Annotated in this window: 13 protein-coding genes, 1 tRNA gene and 3 pseudogenes; 6 read left to right on the top strand and 11 right to left on the bottom strand. The window is 60.2% G+C overall.

Features of this window, described 5'->3' with window-relative positions:
- Positions 1-153 precede the first annotated feature (153 nt).
- The 8 genes from F8N80_RS00900 to F8N80_RS00865 all read right to left on the bottom strand — a co-directional run bounded on the left by F8N80_RS00900 (position 154) and on the right by F8N80_RS00865 (position 9,968).
- Complete coding sequence (locus F8N80_RS00900; protein ID WP_150782988.1) at positions 154-1,560, bottom strand: sigma-54 interaction domain-containing protein; 1,407 nt, start codon at positions 1,558-1,560, stop codon at positions 154-156.
- A gap of 154 nt (positions 1,561-1,714) precedes the next feature.
- Positions 1,715-3,295, bottom strand: a complete 1,581-nt coding sequence (locus F8N80_RS00895; protein WP_150744980.1) for an ABC transporter ATP-binding protein — start codon at positions 3,293-3,295, stop codon at positions 1,715-1,717.
- Between the two features lie 12 nt (positions 3,296-3,307).
- The gene (locus F8N80_RS00890; protein WP_150782987.1) at positions 3,308-4,330 is read right to left on the bottom strand and encodes an ABC transporter permease; all 1,023 of its coding nucleotides are present in this window, start codon (positions 4,328-4,330) and stop codon (positions 3,308-3,310) included.
- On the bottom strand, positions 4,330-5,394 hold the full coding sequence (locus F8N80_RS00885) for a microcin C ABC transporter permease YejB (RefSeq protein ID WP_150744978.1): 1,065 nt from the start codon (positions 5,392-5,394) through the stop codon (positions 4,330-4,332). The genes F8N80_RS00890 and F8N80_RS00885 overlap by 1 nt, the downstream gene beginning before the upstream one ends.
- On the bottom strand, positions 5,394-7,262 hold the full coding sequence (locus F8N80_RS00880) for an extracellular solute-binding protein (protein ID WP_150782986.1): 1,869 nt from the start codon (positions 7,260-7,262) through the stop codon (positions 5,394-5,396). The genes F8N80_RS00885 and F8N80_RS00880 overlap by 1 nt, the downstream gene beginning before the upstream one ends.
- 136 nt (positions 7,263-7,398) lie before the next feature.
- Positions 7,399-7,680, bottom strand: a complete 282-nt coding sequence (locus tag F8N80_RS00875; protein ID WP_008150918.1) for a peptidylprolyl isomerase — start codon at positions 7,678-7,680, stop codon at positions 7,399-7,401.
- A 106-nt stretch (positions 7,681-7,786) separates the two neighbouring features.
- Positions 7,787-8,668 (bottom strand): lipase family alpha/beta hydrolase, encoded by an 882-nt coding sequence (locus F8N80_RS00870; protein WP_150782985.1) that lies wholly within the window; start codon positions 8,666-8,668, stop codon positions 7,787-7,789.
- Between the two features lie 226 nt (positions 8,669-8,894).
- On the bottom strand, positions 8,895-9,968 hold the full coding sequence (locus tag F8N80_RS00865) for a 3-deoxy-7-phosphoheptulonate synthase (protein WP_150782984.1): 1,074 nt from the start codon (positions 9,966-9,968) through the stop codon (positions 8,895-8,897).
- 717 nt (positions 9,969-10,685) lie between these two features.
- On the opposite strand from F8N80_RS00865, the gene F8N80_RS00860 reads away from it, so the two are divergent.
- From F8N80_RS00860 to F8N80_RS00840, 5 genes are all read left to right on the top strand, one after another.
- Positions 10,686-11,129 (top strand): GNAT family N-acetyltransferase, encoded by a 444-nt coding sequence (locus F8N80_RS00860; protein WP_150744974.1) that lies wholly within the window; start codon positions 10,686-10,688, stop codon positions 11,127-11,129.
- A 127-nt stretch (positions 11,130-11,256) separates the two neighbouring features.
- Positions 11,257-11,898, top strand: a complete 642-nt coding sequence (gene gacA / locus F8N80_RS00855; RefSeq protein ID WP_008015884.1) for a response regulator transcription factor GacA — start codon at positions 11,257-11,259, stop codon at positions 11,896-11,898.
- Positions 11,899-11,900: 2 nt separating this feature from the next.
- Entirely contained in the window at positions 11,901-13,724 is a 1,824-nt protein-coding gene (uvrC, locus tag F8N80_RS00850; protein ID WP_150782983.1) for an excinuclease ABC subunit UvrC, read from the top strand.
- Positions 13,725-13,756: 32 nt separating this feature from the next.
- Positions 13,757-14,317: a CDP-diacylglycerol--glycerol-3-phosphate 3-phosphatidyltransferase gene (pgsA, locus tag F8N80_RS00845; RefSeq protein WP_128872701.1), complete on the top strand. Its 561-nt coding sequence runs from the start codon at positions 13,757-13,759 to the stop codon at positions 14,315-14,317.
- A gap of 63 nt (positions 14,318-14,380) precedes the next feature.
- Positions 14,381-14,456, top strand: a tRNA-Gly gene (locus F8N80_RS00840).
- A gap of 126 nt (positions 14,457-14,582) precedes the next feature.
- Here F8N80_RS00840 and F8N80_RS00835 read toward each other — a convergent pair.
- Together F8N80_RS00835 and F8N80_RS00830 are read right to left on the bottom strand one after the other, a co-directional pair.
- Positions 14,583-15,356: pseudogene (locus tag F8N80_RS00835) on the bottom strand (SDR family NAD(P)-dependent oxidoreductase); the annotation flags it as partial.
- 41 nt (positions 15,357-15,397) lie between these two features.
- Positions 15,398-15,775, bottom strand: a pseudogene (locus F8N80_RS00830) (fumarylacetoacetate hydrolase family protein); the annotation flags it as partial.
- Between F8N80_RS00830 and F8N80_RS00825 the strand changes: the two are divergent.
- A pseudogene (locus tag F8N80_RS00825) lies at positions 15,769-16,338 on the top strand (helix-turn-helix transcriptional regulator); the annotation flags it as partial. The pseudogenes F8N80_RS00830 and F8N80_RS00825 overlap by 7 nt on opposite strands.
- Before the next feature lie 86 nt (positions 16,339-16,424).
- Here the strand turns inward: F8N80_RS00825 and F8N80_RS00820 are convergent.
- A complete protein-coding gene (locus F8N80_RS00820) occupies positions 16,425-17,687 on the bottom strand; it encodes an OprD family porin (protein ID WP_150782982.1) in 1,263 nt (420 codons plus the stop codon).
- Between the last annotated feature and the right edge of the window lie 45 nt (positions 17,688-17,732).

Raw genomic sequence — 17,732 nt, 5'->3', positions numbered from 1 at the left:
TTTTCTGATCGTGCGAACGCCTTCGCGGGCAAGCCTCGCTCCTACAGGAGTGTGGGCCAGCCGCAACATTGGACAAACCTCGACCTGTAGGAGCGAGGCTTGCCCGCGAAGAGGCCACATCTATAAATAGAGACCTATGTCTCTTTACAGAGACTAGACAATCCCCAACGCCACCATCTTTTTGTATAACGTCGACCGCCCCAACCCCAGCCGCGCCGCCGCTTCAATCACCTTCCCCCCGCATTGCGCAAGGGCGCGTTCTATCAACTGCCGGTCAAACCGTTCCCGGGCCTGGCTGAACGTCTCTTGGGCAACGGCTTCAACGCTCAAAGGCGCCGTGCGCTCCACCGGCATGACCGTACCGATCGCCGCGCGGATATCGGCGACATTCAGCATCAGGTCATCACTGAGCAAGGCCGCCCGCTCCAGCACATTGCGCAGTTCACGAATGTTTCCCGGCCAGGCGTGTTGACCCAATAACTCGAGCGCCTCGCGGTTCAGTTCATGCTGACTGCGCAGTTCTTCCAGGATCGCTTCGCTGAGCGCCGGCAGATCGTCGAGGCGATCGCGCAAGGGCGGGACCTGAATCGGCAGCACGTTGAGGCGGTAATACAGATCGGCGCGAAATTCGCCGCGTTTGATCGCCGCTTCCAGATCAGTCGAAGTGGCGGCGATCACCCGCACATCGCTCTGGATCACTTCGTTGGAGCCCACCGGCTCGAATTCCTTTTCCTGCAACACCCGCAGCAGCTTGCTTTGCAGGGGCAGCGGCATGTCGCCGATTTCATCGAGGAACAGCGTGCCGCCCTGGGCGATCTGCAATTTGCCGGCGCGCCCCTTGCGCTCGGCGCCGGTAAACGCGCCGGGCGCGGTGCCGAAGAATTCGGCCTCCAGCAGCGACTCGGGAATCGCCGCGCTGTTGATGCTGACGAAGGCTTTGTGCGCGCGGGGCGAAGCACCGTGAATCGCCTGGGCCAGCAATTCCTTGCCGGTGCCGGTTTCGCCGAGCAGCAGCACCGGCGAGTCGGCGCTGGCGCTGCGCCGGGCGCGACGTTTGACTTCCAGGCTGGCGGCGCTGGTGCCGATGAAGTGGGCGAAGTTGTATTTGGTCTGCCGCGCCCGCAACAGTGAGCGCGTGGAAGCAAGCTCTTCCTGCATGCTCATGTAGCGCTTGAGCATCGGCGACAGGCTGCGCAATTCGTCGAACAGGGCAAAGCCGATGGCGCCGATCACCACGCCCGTATCGTCGTGAATCGGCAGGCGCATCACCACCAGCGGTTCCTTGGAGGTGTCCTGCATGTCGAGCAAAATCGGCCGGCCGCTGCGTACCACCTCACGCAGCAGGCTGCCGGGGATCACGCTTTCGCAGGCTTTGCCGATTGCCACTTGCGCCGACTCCAGGCCAAAGCGCCGGGCGTAGCGCTCGTTCATCCAGACGATATTGGCGTCGCGATCGACGATTACCGTGCCTTCGCTCGACTGCTCGATGATTTCGAACAATGAACGGATTGCCAGCAGGCGCACCTGTTGGTAGTCCTTTAGGCTTTCGGTGGTGTTCATGGGTGCTGATCCTGATTATTTATTGCCTGTGCTGGCCCCTTCGCGGGCAAGCCTCGCTCCTACAGGTCATGCATCGATCATAAAGACACCGATAACCTGTAGGAGCGAGGCTTGCCCGCGAAGGCCGCGACGCGGTCCAAAGGCATGACGCCGATTATGCCCACCCCGGATGCGCCGCCGCCAACAGCTCTTTGGTGTAGGGATGCTGCGGCGACTCGAACACCTCGTGGCTGGCACCGCTTTCCACCACTTTGCCGTCCTTGATCACGATCATGTCGTGGGCCAGGGCGCGCACCACCGCCAGGTCGTGACTGATGAACAGGTACGTCAGTCCGTGTTTTTCCTGAAGTTGACGGAGCAGGGCGACCACTTGTTTTTGCACGGTGCGATCCAGCGCCGACGTCGGTTCGTCCAGCAGGATCAGCGCCGGTTTCAACACCAATGCGCGGGCGATGGCGATACGCTGGCGTTGCCCGCCGGAAAATTCATGAGGATAACGATGGCGGCTTTGCGGGTCGAGGCCGACTTCTTCCAGCGCCCGAATCACTTCGGCCTTGCATTCATCCGCGGTCAACTGGCTATGCACTTCAAGGCCTTCACTGATGATCTGCGCCACGGACATCCGCGGGCTGAGGCTGCCGAAGGGGTCCTGGAACACCACCTGCATTTTCTTGCGCCACGGCCGCAGTTGCTTTTGCGACAAGCCATCCAGCGCCTCGCCCTGGAAGCGAATGCTGCCGTCGGAATCGAGCAGGCGCAGGATCGCCTGACCCAGGGTCGACTTGCCGGAGCCGGATTCGCCGACGATGCCCAGGGTCTTGCCGCGCTGCACATTCAGGCTGATGCCGTTCACCGCGTGCAAATACGTCTTGCGCTGAAACAGTCCGCCGCCGAGGGCGAACCGCACGCACAGATTATCCACTTCCAACACGTTCTCCCGCTCGTCCCGGGGCAGGGCTTCACCTTCCGGTTCGGCGTTCAGCAGTACGCAGCTGTAAGGATGTTTCGGCTCGGTGAACAGCGTCTCGCAGGGCGCTTGCTCGACGATTTCCCCGGACTTCATCACGCACACGCGCTGGGCGATGCTGCGCACCAGATTGAGGTCGTGACTGATCAACAGCAGCGACATGCCGAGCCGCTGTTGCAAGGATTTGAGCAGCAGCAGGATCTTGCGCTGCACCGTCACATCCAGCGCGGTAGTGGGTTCGTCGGCGATCAGCAACTCCGGCTCGCAGGCCAGGGCCATGGCGATCATCACCCGTTGTCGCTGGCCGCCGGACAATTGATGGGGATAAGCCTTGAGCCGTTCCTCGGGTTTCTGGATGCCCACCAGTTGCAGCAACTCGAGAATCCGCGCCTGCGCCGCCTTGCCGATCAGCCCCTTGTGCAACAGCAGGGTTTCACCGATCTGTTTTTCGACGCTGTGCAGCGGGTTGAGCGACGACATCGGTTCCTGGAAGATCATCGCGATCCGGTTGCCGCGCAACTCCCGCAGTACCGTGGAGGAAGCGCCGAGCAGTTCCTTGCCGCGATAGCGAATGCTGCCGCAGGTTTCGGTGCCGGTCTCGGGGAGCAGTTGCAGGATCGAGTGCGCGGTCACCGACTTGCCGCAGCCCGACTCACCTACCAGGGCCAGGCACTCGCCAGGGCGGATGTCCAGGCACAGGTTGCGCACCACGGTCTGACCGCTGAACGCCACGCAGAGGTCACGGATTTCGATCAGGTTATTACTCATATCAACCCCGCATCATGACCTGGGATCAAAGGCGTCGCGCAACGCCTCGCCAATGAACACCAGTAAAGAAAGAATCAACGCCAAGGTGAAAAACGCCGTCAGCCCCAACCAGGGTGCTTGCAGATTCTGTTTGCCCTGGCCGATCAACTCGCCCAGTGACGCACTGCCGGCCGGCATGCCGAAACCGAGAAAATCCAGGGCCGTGAGGGTCGAGATCGCCCCGGTCAAAATGAATGGCAGATAACTCAGGGTGGCATTCATCGCGTTAGGCAGGATGTGCCGCACGATGACCTTGCGGTCGCTCAGGCCCAGGGCCCGGGCGGCCTTGACGTATTCCAGGTTGCGCCCGCGCAGGAATTCGGCGCGCACCACGTCGACCAGGGCCAGCCAGGAAAACAGCGCCATGATCCCCAGCAACCACCAGAAATTCGGCTCGACGAACCCGGAGAGAATGATCAGCAGATACAGCACCGGCAACCCGGACCAGACCTCCAGCAGCCGCTGACCCAAGAGGTCGACCCAGCCGCCGTAATAGCCTTGCAGTGCGCCGGCCGCGATACCGACCAGGGCACTGACCAGGGTGAGCATCAAGGCGAACAGGATCGACACCCGTGCGCCGAAAATCACCCGGGCCATCACGTCCCGGGCCTGGTCGTCGGTGCCCAGCCAGTTGACCTTCGACGGCGGGCTCGGTGCCGGTTGGTCCAGATCATAGTTGGGCGTGTCGTCACTGAACGGGATCGGCGCAAACAGCAGCCAGCCTCCGTCCTTCTTGATCAGATTCTGCACGTAGTCGCTGCGGTAATCCGCCTGGAACGGCAGTTGTCCGCCGAATTCCTGCTCGGTGTGGCGTTTGAAGGCAGGGAAGTACAGCGAACCCTTGTAACCGACCACCAGCGGTTTGTCGTTGGCGATCAGTTCGCCGCCGAGGGTCAGCAGGAACAGGCCGATAAACAACCACAGCGACCACCAGCCACGGCGGTTTTTCTTGAACCGTTCGAAGCGGCGACGGCCCAGCGGCGAGAGCTTGAACATCAGGCGTTCCTCGCGGCGAAGTCAATACGCGGGTCGACCAGGGTGTAGCACAGATCACCGACGAGTTTTATCAGCAGACCGAACAGGGTGAAGATGAACAGCGAGCCGAACACCACCGGATAGTCCCGAGACACCGCGGCTTCGTAACTCATGCGGCCCAGGCCATCGAGGGAGAAGATCACTTCGATCAGCAGGGAGCCGGCAAAAAACACGCTGATAAAGGCCTGGGGTATCCCCGACACCACCAGCAACATGGCGTTGCGAAACACATGGCCGTACAGCACCCGCCGCTCGCTCATGCCCTTGGCGCGGGCGGTGACCACGTATTGGCGGGTGATTTCATTGAGGAAGGAGTTCTTGGTCAGGATGGTCAGGGTGGCGAAGCCGCCGATTACCAGTGACGTGACCGGCAACACCAGGTGCCAGAAGTAGTCGGCGATCTTGCCCAGGGTCGACAGCGACTCGAAGTTGTCCGAGACCAGGCCGCGTACCGGAAACCAGTTCAACGAAGTGCCCCCGGCGAACACCACGATCAGGAACATGGCGAACAGGAACGCCGGCATGGCGTAGCCGATGATGATGGCGGTGCTGCTCCAGATATCGAAGTGGCTGCCGTGATGCACGGCCTTGCGAATCCCCAGCGGGATCGACACCAGGTAGGTGATCAGCGTGGCCCAGAGTCCGAGGGATATGGTCACCGGCATTTTTTCCAGGATCAGGTCGGTGACGGTGGCGCCGCGAAAGAAGCTCTTGCCAAAGTCCAGTCGCGCATAGCTCTTGAGCATCAGCCACAGACGTTCCGGGGCCGGCTTGTCGAAGCCGTACTGTTTTTCGATTTCCTTGATCAGCTGCGGGTCGAGGCCTCGGCTGGCCCGGGAACCGCCATGGCTGATGGCGTCGCCGGACCCACCGCCGACACTCGCGCTACCGATGCCTTGCAACTTCGCGATCGCCTGCTCCACCGGACCGCCCGGCGCGGCCTGGACGATGACGAAGTTGACCAGGAGAATGATCACCAGCGTCGGAATGATCAGCAGCAGGCGCCGCAGGATATAAGCCCACATCAGTGCGGCCCTCCGGGTCTGCCGCGCTTGATGAGCTCGGCGGTCATCTGCTGGTTGGTCAGGGGCGTGGAGCTCACTTCCCACCAACTCTCGATGGCTTCGTCATTGCTGGCTTGCACACTGGGAATGCCGAAGCGGTTCCACCAGACGGTCGAACTGCCTGGCGGGTAATAGTTGGGGATCCAGTAATAGTTCCATTGCAGCACCCGGTCCAGGGCATGGGCATGGCGCAACATGTCGGCCTGGGTGTTGGCGCGGACCAGGCCGCCGAGCAGCGTATCGACCGCCGGGTTCTTCAGCACCATATAGTTGTTGGAGCCCGGATCGTTGGCCGCCACCGAACCAAAGTAGTTGTACAACTCATTGCCCGGCGAGGTGGTGACCGGGTAGCCGGTCACTATCATGTCGTAGTCCCGGGACATCAGGCGATTGACGTATTGCGAGGAGTCGATGCGGCGGATGTTGAGGTCGATGCCGATCTGTTTCAGCGTGCGCTTGTAGGGCAGGAGTAAGCGGTCCATGCCGTTCTGGCTGACCAGGAAGGTAAAGCTCAGCGGCTTGCCTTCGGCGTTCACCAGTTGATCGCCATCAGGTTTCCAGCCTGCCGCTTCCAGCAGCGCCAGGGCCTGCAACTGTTTGTCGCGAATCACGCCGCTGCCGTCGGTTTTCGGTGCTTCGAAGACCTGGGTGAACACCTCATCGGGGATCTGCCCGCGCAGGGGCTCGAGAATCGCCAGCTCGGCGGCATCGGGCAGGTGGCGCGCGGCGAGGTCGGTGTTGGAGAAGAAGCTCTGCTGACGGATATACAGGTCGCGCATCATCTGCCGGTTGCTCCACTCGAAATCCCAGAGCATGGCCAGGGCCTGGCGGACGCGACGGTCCTGGAACATTGGATTTTGCAGATTGAACACGAAGCCTTGCGCCGTTTGCGGGGCGTTTTGCGCCAGGTGGGCCTTTTGCAGGCGCCCGTCACTCAGCGCCGGGCTGTCGTAGCCGATCGAGTAGGCGGTGGCGGAAAATTCACGGTTGTAGTCGAAAGCACCGCCGCGCAGCACCTGGCGCGCCACGTCGGTGTCGCCAAAGTACTCGATGCTGAAATGGTCGAAATTGTACAGGCCGCGGCTGACCGGCAGATCCTTGCCCCACCAGTCGGGGTTGCGCTTGAAGGTGATGCTGCGCCCGGAGTCGACCTTGCCGACCTCGTACGGGCCGCTGCCCAGCGGCGGCTCGTAACCGCCGCCACCGGCGAAGTCGCGGGTCTTCCACCAGTGCTCGGGAAACACCGGCAAGGTCGCGATGTCCAGGGGCAGGGTGCGGTTTTCGTTGTTCTTGAAGTCGAAACGCACGGTGCGTGGCGACTCCACTTCGACGCCCTTGACGTCGGCGAATTGCGTGCGATAACGCAGGCTGCCCTGGGTCATCAGCAGCTCGAAGGTGTAGCGCACGTCTTCGGCGGTGATCGGCTGGCCATCGGCAAACCGGGCCTTGGGGTTGAGGTTGAAGCGCAGGGACAGGCCGTCATCGGCGCGCTCCATTGTCTGTGCCACCAGGCCGTATACGGTGTAGGGCTCGTCCAGCGAACGCTGGGCCAGGGGCGAATAAATCAAACCGTCGATCTGCGTGACGCCGATGCCCTTGTCAATGTACGGCAGGACATGGTCGAAATGACCGATTTCGATCGCCGAACGACGCATCGTGCCACCCTTGGGTGCTTGCAGATTGGTGTAGTCAAAATGACTGAAGTCGGCTGGATATTTTGCCGGTTCGCCATACACGGTCAGCGCATGTTGCGGTGTTGCATTCACGCCAGCAGCAGCCAGCAACAGGGCCATGGCAGTGAACAACAAAGTAGGGAAAGCCAATCGCATTGTCAGCCTTTGAGCCGGGTGGTCGATAACCGCAATTTGTACGCTAGCGGCGCGTCCCTCGCCAGCCGTATCACGCAACCGAAACACAACGGCCCACCAAAAGGCGGGCCGTCATGTGGGGAACTGCGTGGATCGATCAGTCCTGACGACTGGTCACTTCCAGCAAGTGGTAACCGAACTGGGTCTTTACCGGGCCTTGCACCACGTTGATCGGTGCGCTGAAGACTACGGTATCGAATTCCTTGACCATCTGGCCCGGACCGAACGAGCCCAGGTCACCGCCCTGACGGCTGGACGGGCAAGTGGAGTTGGCTTTGGCGACTTCGGCGAAATCAGCGCCACCCTCGATTTGGGCTTTGAGTTCGTTGCACTTGGCTTCGCTGGCAACCAGGATGTGACGTGCAGTGGCTTTAGCCATGGGAAAATACTCCTTTCAACGTTCAGAAAAGTGGTGAGCCTACCGGATTCAGTGGTCTATTTCTTCTCAAAGTTCCTTCCATGCGCCACCCGGCGGCCGGTATTGCTCACAGGCCAGCCTTTTTCAAGCGTTCGGCATGCTCTACATAAAGATCGACCGGGTCGATGCCTTTGCGGATCAGACCGGCCATCTGACTGATGCTGTCAAAGTGATCCAGCGGATAGTCGGAGCGGATCACGGTGCCCAGATGCGAGCTGTAGCGCCCGACCATGCCGTCGTTCTGCTTGGCTTCGGTGGTGAAATAACGGGAGAAGGCCCGGCAAAATCCGTGCAGCGGATCGAGTGCATTGAGCCCTTGATCGAGGAGGCTCCCTTGCAGCGTGCCGCTCCAGGAGTAGTAGCGAACACCGTTGACCAGTTCGCGGCCCTTGCCACCCCATGTTTGCGGCAGCCCTTGAGGGTATTTGTCATTGAATGCGCCCACGCCTTCGGTGGTCAGCGCATTCAGCGCGGCAATGGCGTTTTTCGGCAGCTGGCGGTTGCCACTGAGTAACGATAGAAAGTCTGTGAACAAGGTGGCGACTGTCTCGGCGACCTGCTCTGACAGGCGTCCGGGTGTCAGGGCCTTGCGCAGGACGTCGGCCAGCTCCGAACCGTGGTTCGGTCCGCTGACGGAGGTCACCGACGCGACGGCCTTTGGTGCAATCGCCGCCGCATAACGCGCAGCCAGCGCGCCCTGGCTGTGACCGATGAGGTTGACCTTGTTCGCACCGGTACCTTGCAGCACCCGCTCGATCTGCACCAGAAGCTGGTCACCGCGTACTTCGTTGCTATGGGTGGCCGACAGGTGTGGGACAAACACTCGGACGCCGGCGTTTCTGAGGGCTTGCTTGATGTCATGGAAGAGCTCGAACCGGCCGATGCGATCGAAACCGAAGAGCCCAGGGACCAGCAGAATCGGGTAGAGAGTCGTTGCATTCCGTTGCATTGTTCATACCTTTTTCACAGGAGATGTGGGGTGCCTGCGCCTCACTCTAAAGCACTCCAGCGCGAGTGCGATGTATGAAAAAGCCGCGGTAGCCTGATGAAAACGGAATAGGAAAAGTACGAAAGCTCGAAGGGGTATGAGGCCTTTGTCGGAATATCTGGACAGCATTTCGCCGGAGGCAGTGCACAGGTTGGCAATGGCCTACCTCCGGAATGTCATTTGTCTGCTAGTCGCGTTGAGCCCGCAACCGGATCGCCGCCTGGCGCAACACGTCTTGCGTCGCGGTCCAGCCAAGGCAGCCGTCGGTGACCGACACCCCGTACCGCAGCGACGGGCTCAACGCTTGGCAGCCTTCGAACAAATGGCTCTCGAGCATCATGCCGATCAGCGATCGATCACCCTGCAGGCGTTGCTCAAGCACGTCGTTGAACACCGCCGGCTGCCGCAACGGGTCTTTGCCACTGTTGGCATGGCTGCAGTCGACCATGATCCGCGCCGGAATTTTCAGCCTGGTCAAATCGCTGTGCACCTGGGCGACGCTCTCGCGATCGTAGTTCGGACCGCGATGGCCGCCGCGCAGAACCAGGTGAGTGTCCTGATTGCCAGGGGTCTGAATGATTGCAGGGTGCCCCTGACTGTCGACGCCGAAATGCCGATGGGGATGGGCGGCCGACCGCATGGCGTCGCTGGCAACGGCCACACCGCCATCGGTGCCGTTCTTGAAACCGACCGGCATGCCCAGGCCGCTGGCCATTTCCCGGTGGATCTGCGATTCGGTGGTGCGGGCGCCGATCGCTACCCAGCTCAGCAGGTCGTCGAAGTAACCGGCGGCCATCGGTTGCAGCAGTTCGGTGGCAATCGGCAAGCCCAGTTGGAGCATGTCGCGCATCAACTCGCGAGACAGGGTCAGGCCGCCCGCCATGTCGTCGCTGCCATCCAGGTGCGGATCGTACGCCAGGCCTTTCCAGCCGATGGTGGTACGAGGTTTTTCGACATAGGCGCGCATCACCAGGAGCATGTCATCGCTGACTTCGGTGGCCAGGCGAGCAAGGTTAGTGGCGTATTCGAGGGCAGACCGGGGATCGTGAATCGAACAAGGGCCGACGATGACCAGCAGGCGGGAGTCTTCGCCATTGAGGATCGCACGAACCGCCTGGCGGTGGGCAGCGACTTGTTGGGTCAGGGCGGTGGTGAGCGGTAATTGCTGCTTGAGTTGCAGTGAGCTGGGCAGGCGCAGGGTCAGCGCTTCATTGGCAGGGCTCAGGGTGGACAGCGGCAGAGCGGAGACGGACGAGTTCATGTTCAGGCTTCCTGGGCGGGTGGCGGGTTCGGTCCCGCGCACTCGGCCCTACTGGGGTGTTCGACAATTGGCCGGATTGGCTGCGTGTGTGTGCTTGCCACCTGTGGGTGACCGATCGGAGGCGGCAGGCTGTCCCGAGCGGAGGCTGCTAAATCGCCAGGCGGTAAAACTGTCGTAACGGTAATAAGTGGCGTAGTTCATTGTCGAAATCCTCGAGTTGTCAGGTGTGTCGCTAAAAAGTACAGGGCTGAAAAAACAAAACCCCCGGTCGGGAAGCCGACCGGGGGTTGAGAATTCTCTGGTGGCGACCCGTTCAAAGTGGGCGCCGTGTGGGTATCAGGCGCGCCAGTGGCTAAACCAATACCCAAAATAAAAGCTGACCGGAGCACAGACGTCATTCACCCGGGCAGCCGCGACCGAGCGCAGGGCGCTGGCGGTCTGAAGCGGTGAGGGGGCGTTGAACATGGTCTGTCTCCGATGAATGCACCGAGCTTACTAGAGGCCGGTAGGCAGATTCAATCAGAAAATGCTATCGGCCGACGATGGCGTTGTCTATCGCTTGAGTGCGTCGAAGGTTGTGACACACTTGGTATCTGGACAAACCCCTCGTCATGGAGTCGGCAGGACGCCGTGCAATCCTGGCGTCGGACCCACGGTCATTGCCCCGTGCAATGCCAATGGCCGCAAGCGCAAAACAGTGGCGGTCGCGGAGGCTTGATGGCATTGGAATTACGCCCGGCGACGCTCCGGGACCTCGAATTCGCTCGAACCTTGACCTGTGACAACATGCTGCACTACTACGTCCAGCATAATTTGCCGTGGCTGGACGAAGGTTTCGATGTGGGCTGGGCCGGGCGCGAGAACTGGTTGATCGTGGAAGACGAGAACGTGCTCGGTTATGTGAGTCTGAGTCGGGACGCCAGGGACCTGTACATCCGCGAATTGCATGTCGTCGAAGCGTTTCGGGGGCAGGGCGTCGGCTCCTGGGTGATCGACCGGGTAGTGGCCATGGCGTGCAGGGAACGACGCCGGTCGTTGCGGTTGACGGTTTTTCAAGACAACCCGGCGCGAGCCTTATATGAGAGAAAGGGGCTGACAGTCGTTGACACGGACGGGTGTTTCCTGGAAATGCAGCGCGAGATCGATGGGTTGCCTCGCTAAGACACGTATACGGCAAGCCTTTCAAGAACTATTGATACTTTTTATATAGCGCTTGCCGCTAGGTCTGCCAGTCGCTTTTTGCTAAGGTGTCGAGCAACCCAATAAGACCATATCGCGAGGTGTCTGCTTGATTAGGGTGCTAGTAGTCGATGACCATGATCTCGTTCGTACAGGCATTACACGAATGCTGGCTGACATCGATGGCCTGCAAGTGGTCGGCCAGGCTGAATCAGGTGAAGAATCCCTGCTCAAGGCGCGTGAGTTGAAACCCGATGTGGTACTGATGGACGTCAAGATGCCGGGAATCGGCGGTCTTGAAGCCACGCGCAAATTATTGCGCAGTCATCCGGACATCAAAGTCGTCGCGGTCACCGTGTGCGAAGAGGATCCGTTTCCTACCAGGTTATTACAGGCCGGTGCCGCGGGTTACCTGACCAAGGGTGCCGGGTTGCCGGAAATGGTCCAGGCGATCCGCCTGGTGTTTGCCGGGCAACGCTACATCAGCCCGCAGATTGCCCAGCAACTGGCGATCAAGTCTTTCCAGCCAACCAACGATTCGCCGTTCGATGCCCTGTCGGAGCGGGAAATCCAGATCGCGTTGATGATTGTCGGCTGCCAGAAAGTCCAGATCATTTCCGACAAGCTATGCCTGTCGCCAAAAACCGTGAATACCTACCGTTACCGCATTTTCGAAAAGCTTTCGATCAGCAGTGATGTCGAGTTGACGCTGTTGGCGGTTCGTCACGGCATGGTCGATGCCAGCCTCTGAAAATGACTGAAGCCTTTGATCCGGGTGCCTTTCTGTCGACGGTCAGTGGGCGCCCCGGTGTGTATCGCATGTTCGACAGCGATGCGCGCCTGCTCTACGTCGGCAAGGCCAAGAACCTCAAGAGTCGCCTGTCGAGCTACTTCCGCAAATCCGGCCTCGCCCCCAAGACCGCGGCCCTGGTGGCGCGTATCGCCCAGGTCGAAACGACGATCACGGCCAATGAAACCGAAGCCCTGTTGCTTGAGCAGACGCTGATCAAGGAGTGGCGTCCGCCCTACAACATTCTGCTGCGCGACGACAAATCCTACCCCTACGTCTTTCTCTCGGATGGCCCGTTCCCGCGCCTGAGCATCCATCGCGGGGCGAAGAAGGCCAAGGGTAAATACTTCGGACCTTATCCCAGCGCCGGGGCGATTCGCGAAAGCCTGAGCCTGCTGCAGAAGACCTTTTTCGTGCGTCAGTGCGAGGACAGCTATTACAAGAACCGCACGCGACCGTGCCTGCAATACCAGATCAAACGCTGCAAGGCACCTTGCGTCGGCCTGGTGGAACCCGAGGTATACGCCGAAGACGTACGGCACTCGATCATGTTTCTCGAGGGGCGCAGCAATGCGCTGACGGACGAACTGTCGGTCGCCATGGAGGAGGCCGCGATCAACCTCGAATTCGAGCGGGCAGCCGAGTTGCGCGACCAGATCTCGTTGCTGCGCCGGGTCCAGGATCAGCAGAGCATGGAAGGCGGCACGGGCGATGTCGACGTGATCGCGGCGTTCGTCAATCCGGGCGGTGCCTGCGTGCACTTGATCAGCGTGCGGGGTGGGCGGGTGCTGGGCAGCAAGAACTTCTTCCCGCAGGTGGGCATTGAAGAAGACGTTTCTGAAGTCATGGCAGCGTTTCTCGGCCAATACTACGTCAGCAGTCCCGAACGCGACTTGCCGAGCGAACTGATCGTCAACGTGGTTCACGAAGACTTCCCGACCCTGATCGCGGCCATCGACAAGCTGCGCGGTCGCGAACTGACCATCAGTCACAGGGTTCGCGGCACCCGAGCACGCTGGCAGCAACTGGCGGTCACCAACGCCGAGCAGGCCCTGGGCGCAAGGCTGGCCAACCGGCAACATGTTGCAGCACGGTTCGATGCCCTGGCAGAAGTGCTGAACCTGGACGAGCCACCGCAGCGTCTGGAGTGTTACGACATCAGTCACTCCAGCGGCGAAGCGACCGTGGCCTCCTGCGTGGTGTTCGGCCCGGAAGGCCCGATCAAGTCCGACTACCGACGCTACAACATCGAAGGCGTCACCCCCGGCGACGACTACGCCGCAATGCATCAGGCCCTGACCCGGCGCTTCAGCAAACTGAAGGACGGGGAGGGCAAGCTGCCGGACATTCTGTTGGTGGACGGCGGCAAGGGCCAGCTGTCCATGGCCCGGGATGTGCTCAATGAACTGGCGGTACCCGACCTGATCCTGCTGGGCGTGGCCAAGGGCGCAACGCGCAAGGCCGGTTTCGAAACGTTGTACCTGAATGATGCCGCCCATGAATTCACCTTGCGCGGCGATTCCCCCGCGCTGCATTTGATCCAGCAGATACGCGACGAAGCCCACCGTTTCGCGATTACCGGGCACCGTGCCCGTCGCGGAAAAACCCGCCGTACGTCTACACTTGAGGGTGTCGCGGGCGTCGGTCCGACACGTCGGCGCGATTTGTTGAAACATTTTGGTGGATTGCAGGAGCTGTCTCGTGCCAGCATCGAAGAGATCGCCAAAGCACCCGGGATCAGTAAAAAGCTCGCAGAGTTGATTTATGCAAATCTGCACAGCGAGTAGAATGCCACCTCACCTCGTAGCCAGTTGTGCCGATGAATATCCCTAATCTGATTACCGTTCTACGCGTCCTGCTTATTCCGATCTTTATTTTGCTGTTTTACCTGCCTTACCACTGGAGCTACCTGGCGTCCGCCTCGGTCTTCGCCTTTGCTGCCGCCACAGACTGGCTGGACGGGTACTTGGCCCGCCGTCTGGAACAAAGCACGCCATTCGGGGCGTTCCTCGATCCGGTGGCCGACAAGCTGATGGTCGCCGTGGCCTTGGTATTGCTGGTGCAGGAACACGGCAACCTGTGGCTGACGCTGCCGGCCGCCGTCATCATCGGTCGCGAGATCGTGGTCTCGGCGCTGCGGGAGTGGATGGCCGAACTCGGCGCCCGTGCCCACGTCGCGGTATCGAACCTGGGCAAATGGAAAACCGCCGCGCAGATGCTGGCGCTGGTGATCCTGCTGGCCAACCCGTCGGACTTCACGTTCTGGGTCCTGTTCGGTTACGCCTTGCTGCTGGTCTCCGCCGGCCTGACGTTGTGGTCGATGATCCAGTACCTGCGGGCTGCCTGGCCGCATCTGAAGACCGATGCTGAAAAGAAATAAAACTTTTTTGAATCAAAGGCTTGACGGCGCTTCTGAATTCTATAGAATGCGCCACACCAAGACGCGGGAATAGCTCAGTTGGTAGAGCACGACCTTGCCAAGGTCGGGGTCGCGAGTTCGAGTCTCGTTTCCCGCTCCAAGCATTAAAAAATGGATCTCTGAAAAGAGGTCCATTTTTTTCGTCCAAAGAAAAGTCTTTCTTTGATTTTTGCCGCGCCCACCCTGGAAACACTCAGATCCAGCCGCCGATGGGTACGCATGTGACTTCATCGACAAACACATCCAGTGCCGCACCCGCGATCTCACCAGCGGCAAGCGCCGCCACCAGATCGACCTCGTTTACCAGCTTGCCGCGCGCCACGTTGATCAGATACCCGTCCTTACCCAGCGCCTGCAGCACCTCGGCATTGATGATGGCTTCAGCCTTGTCGGCAGCGGCCGCGAGAATCAGCGCATCACTGGTGCACAAACCCCGGCACACGGCAATCAACAATCCGATGGCCAGGTCGGCGACGTCTTCGGTCAGCGCTCCGATGGTCGCGGTCACACGAATTCCGCGATCCCGGGCATACGCCAGATCCACCGCATCGGTACCCACGCCGTTGACCGCCACCACTTCCAGTTTCGGTAGCTGCGCCATCAGCGCCTGGCTGATCCCGGTATGCCCGCCGGTGATCACCCCGCGAATGTTCGCGCCGTGTTCCTGCAAATAAGCCTGCTTGTCGGCCTGTTGGAAGTAGCCGAGCGGCACGGCAGGGGCGTTGACCCCGGCGTTGTTGAACACCACGTCCAGGCGCCCGTACACCTCGGCGATGGTGGCAAACAGCGCATCGACACTGGCCGGGTCGCGCACATCAGTGGGCACCGCCAGCGCTTCGTGTCCTTCGCCGGCAGCCAATTCGACCAAGGCCTGCAACGGCAACGGCCGGCGCCCGGCCAATACCAGGGTGAATCCATCGGCCATCAGAGCCAGGGCCACGGCGCGGCCGATGCCGCTGCCGGCGCCGGTGACCAAGGCCACTTTCAAAGGACTGGACATGTTGTTATTTCCTTTTTCAATTCAGAGGCTGTGTGCCGTATTCAAGGTCGTTGACCGACACGCATTTCCAGTTGGCCGATGCCGTCGATCCCGGCGTTAACGATGTCGCCTGGTTGCAGCACATCGACGCCTGCCGGGCTGCCGGTCATGATCAAGTCACCGGCCCGGAGCGCTACCGATTGCGAGATGCGGCTGATGATTTCACTGACCGACCAGATCTGGCTGTCGAGGCTGTCGCGCTGGCGCTCTTCGCCGTTGACGTTCAGCCACAAATCGCCGTCCGGGTGTCCGGCGCGAGTGACTGGCATGATGGCGGTCATCGGCGCGGCGCCGTCGAACACCTTGGCACCTTCCCACGGCAAACCATTGCTTTTGGCCGCGCGCTGGAGATCACGACGGGTCAGGTCAAGACCGACGGCAGGAACATCTGGATTTCATTCTGGGCGATGAGGACTTCCGCAAAGTCTGTGCCTTGATCGAACAGATGCGAGTCCTGGATGAGAACCGTCAGTTCGGCACTCGCGAGATGCTCAAGGGGTTGTTGCTGCAACTGGTGGGGAGTGTGTGTGCCTTGTATGCCGAGCCGCTCAAACGGTTAGCCGAAGAGAATGCCGCCGAAGTCAGCCGACGCGATGCGCTGAGCAGGATGTCCGAATACTTGCGCAAGAATATTGCCGACCCCGATCTCAACCTGATCAAGGTGGCTGCTGCGACTTACCTGTCACCAACGTATCTGACGCACTGGTTGCGCAAGGAAATCGGCAAGACCTTCACTGAGCTGGTGCTCGAGCGCAGGATGCACGCGGCACGCAATTATTTGCTTAATGGGACACGACCGGTGGGGGAGGTGGCGAGATCGTGCGGTTTCGCTGACGAGGCTTATTTCTCCCGACGCTTTCGCCAGATACATGGCCAGCCACCCGGTCAATTCAGACGTCAGCAACTCAATCCCGATACTCCGCAATCACCGTCCAATACGTGATTGAAAGCTGTGGGTGATGTGGCTGCCAGGTTCACGCCCATAGCCGCACGCAGTATCTGAGTGCGGCCATCGATCAGAGATGTCTCTCAGAACTTGAAGGTGTATCGAAAGATCAGGCGATTTTCGTTGGCGCTGTCGGCGTAGGTGGAGCGATTCGTGGAGTTGCGCCACTGTGCCGATACGTTCTTGAGCGGGCCACTTTGTACGGTGTAAGTGATGTCAGTGACGCGCTCCCACTCTTTGCCATCCTGCCCTTGAGATCGAAGGTTGGCAGCCTGGGATGTTCCCAAACGTGCAGGGTCTACTTCGTCGCCTTTTACATACTTCAGGCCCAGGGTCAGGCCGGGTAAACCGGCGGCTGCGAAATCAAAATCGTAACGTGCGATCCAGACGCGCTCGTCCGGTGCTGTAAAGGTACTGACCAACGACTCGCCGAACAGATAGGTATCAGCGCCATTCACCATGGCGAACGACGTTTCGCCCCAGGCTTTCTGGAAGCCGACGCCAAACGTATGGCCACTCTGACGGTAGGAGAACATGGTACTGAGCGTACGGTTGTCCACTTCACCCAGGCTTTCATCCCCGGTTTCGCTGGCAGCAAAGTAGCGAATGTCAGAGATCACCGATCCGCTTCCCAGCGCTCGTTCGTACTTCAAGCCGAAAAAATTCGAGCGGTAGAGGTCTTCCAGCTCGGCCACATGATACTGGAGCGAAAGTTGCGGCATCACTTTGTAGTCAAAGGCCAGATAGGTGTAGTGATCGGCCTGTACCGGCTTGTAGCCGAACGTGGTCAGGGATTCAAAGTCCGTCGAGTTACGCTGCTTCACGGCATTAACGCGTAAAGCACTGAAGGTCAAAGGCTCGAGGTCCTTGGAGATCAGCATTCCACCGCGGAACACCTGCGGGAGCAGGCGGCTGTTGTTGCTGGATAACAGGGGCATCACCGGATTGAGACCGCCGATGCGCAATTCGCTGCGCCCCAGGCGAGCCTTGGCGGTTGGAATGAGCTTGCTGTACTCGTCATTCACATTGCGTTGCGAATCAAAGGCCAGCAGGCCGGAACCAGTCCGGTCGGGACTGGAATCCAGTTTGACCCCGAGCAAGCCGAGCGCATCGACGCCAAAGCCCAGCGTGCCCTCGGTGAAGCCCGACTGCACGTTCAAGATGAAACCTTGTGCCCATTCATCGCGTTTGGATTGGCTGGCGCCGTCGTTGCGAAAGTCACGGTTGTAATAGAAGTTGCGTAATTCAAGGCTTGTTTGCGTGTCGCCGATGAAGTCTGCAAAAGCGTTGGGGGCCGCGCAGGTGAACACGATTGTCGAGAACGACGTCATGCGTTTTTTTGACATGTCTAATGCACCATTTGTTGTTGTTTTTGGTGTCGGCAGCGCGCA

Source organism: Pseudomonas fluorescens, assembly GCF_902497995.1.
Lineage (GTDB): Bacteria > Pseudomonadota > Gammaproteobacteria > Pseudomonadales > Pseudomonadaceae > Aquipseudomonas > Aquipseudomonas fluorescens_BK.
The sequence above is the reverse complement of the archived record's forward strand: the minus strand, read 5'-3'. Positions and strand labels throughout refer to the sequence as shown.

Bases quoted from the DNA above. Each gene is read 5' to 3' on its own strand.
- F8N80_RS00900 (WP_150782988.1), bottom strand. From the start codon at position 1,560: ATGAACACCACCGAAAGCCTAAAGGACTACCAACAGGTGCGCCTGCTG.
- F8N80_RS00890 (WP_150782987.1), bottom strand. From the start codon at position 4,330: ATGTTCAAGCTCTCGCCGCTGGGCCGTCGCCGCTTCGAACGGTTCAAG.
- F8N80_RS00865 (WP_150782984.1), bottom strand. From the start codon at position 9,968: ATGAACTCGTCCGTCTCCGCTCTGCCGCTGTCCACCCTGAGCCCTGCC.
- uvrC (WP_150782983.1), top strand. From the start codon at position 11,901: ATGACTGAAGCCTTTGATCCGGGTGCCTTTCTGTCGACGGTCAGTGGG.
- F8N80_RS00820 (WP_150782982.1), bottom strand. From the start codon at position 17,687: ATGTCAAAAAAACGCATGACGTCGTTCTCGACAATCGTGTTCACCTGC.
- pgsA (WP_128872701.1), top strand. From the start codon at position 13,757: ATGAATATCCCTAATCTGATTACCGTTCTACGCGTCCTGCTTATTCCG.
- F8N80_RS00880 (WP_150782986.1), bottom strand. From the start codon at position 7,262: ATGCGATTGGCTTTCCCTACTTTGTTGTTCACTGCCATGGCCCTGTTG.
- F8N80_RS00875 (WP_008150918.1), bottom strand. From the start codon at position 7,680: ATGGCTAAAGCCACTGCACGTCACATCCTGGTTGCCAGCGAAGCCAAG.
- F8N80_RS00860 (WP_150744974.1), top strand. From the start codon at position 10,686: ATGGCATTGGAATTACGCCCGGCGACGCTCCGGGACCTCGAATTCGCT.
- F8N80_RS00895 (WP_150744980.1), bottom strand. From the start codon at position 3,295: ATGAGTAATAACCTGATCGAAATCCGTGACCTCTGCGTGGCGTTCAGC.
- F8N80_RS00885 (WP_150744978.1), bottom strand. From the start codon at position 5,394: ATGTGGGCTTATATCCTGCGGCGCCTGCTGCTGATCATTCCGACGCTG.
- F8N80_RS00870 (WP_150782985.1), bottom strand. From the start codon at position 8,668: ATGCAACGGAATGCAACGACTCTCTACCCGATTCTGCTGGTCCCTGGG.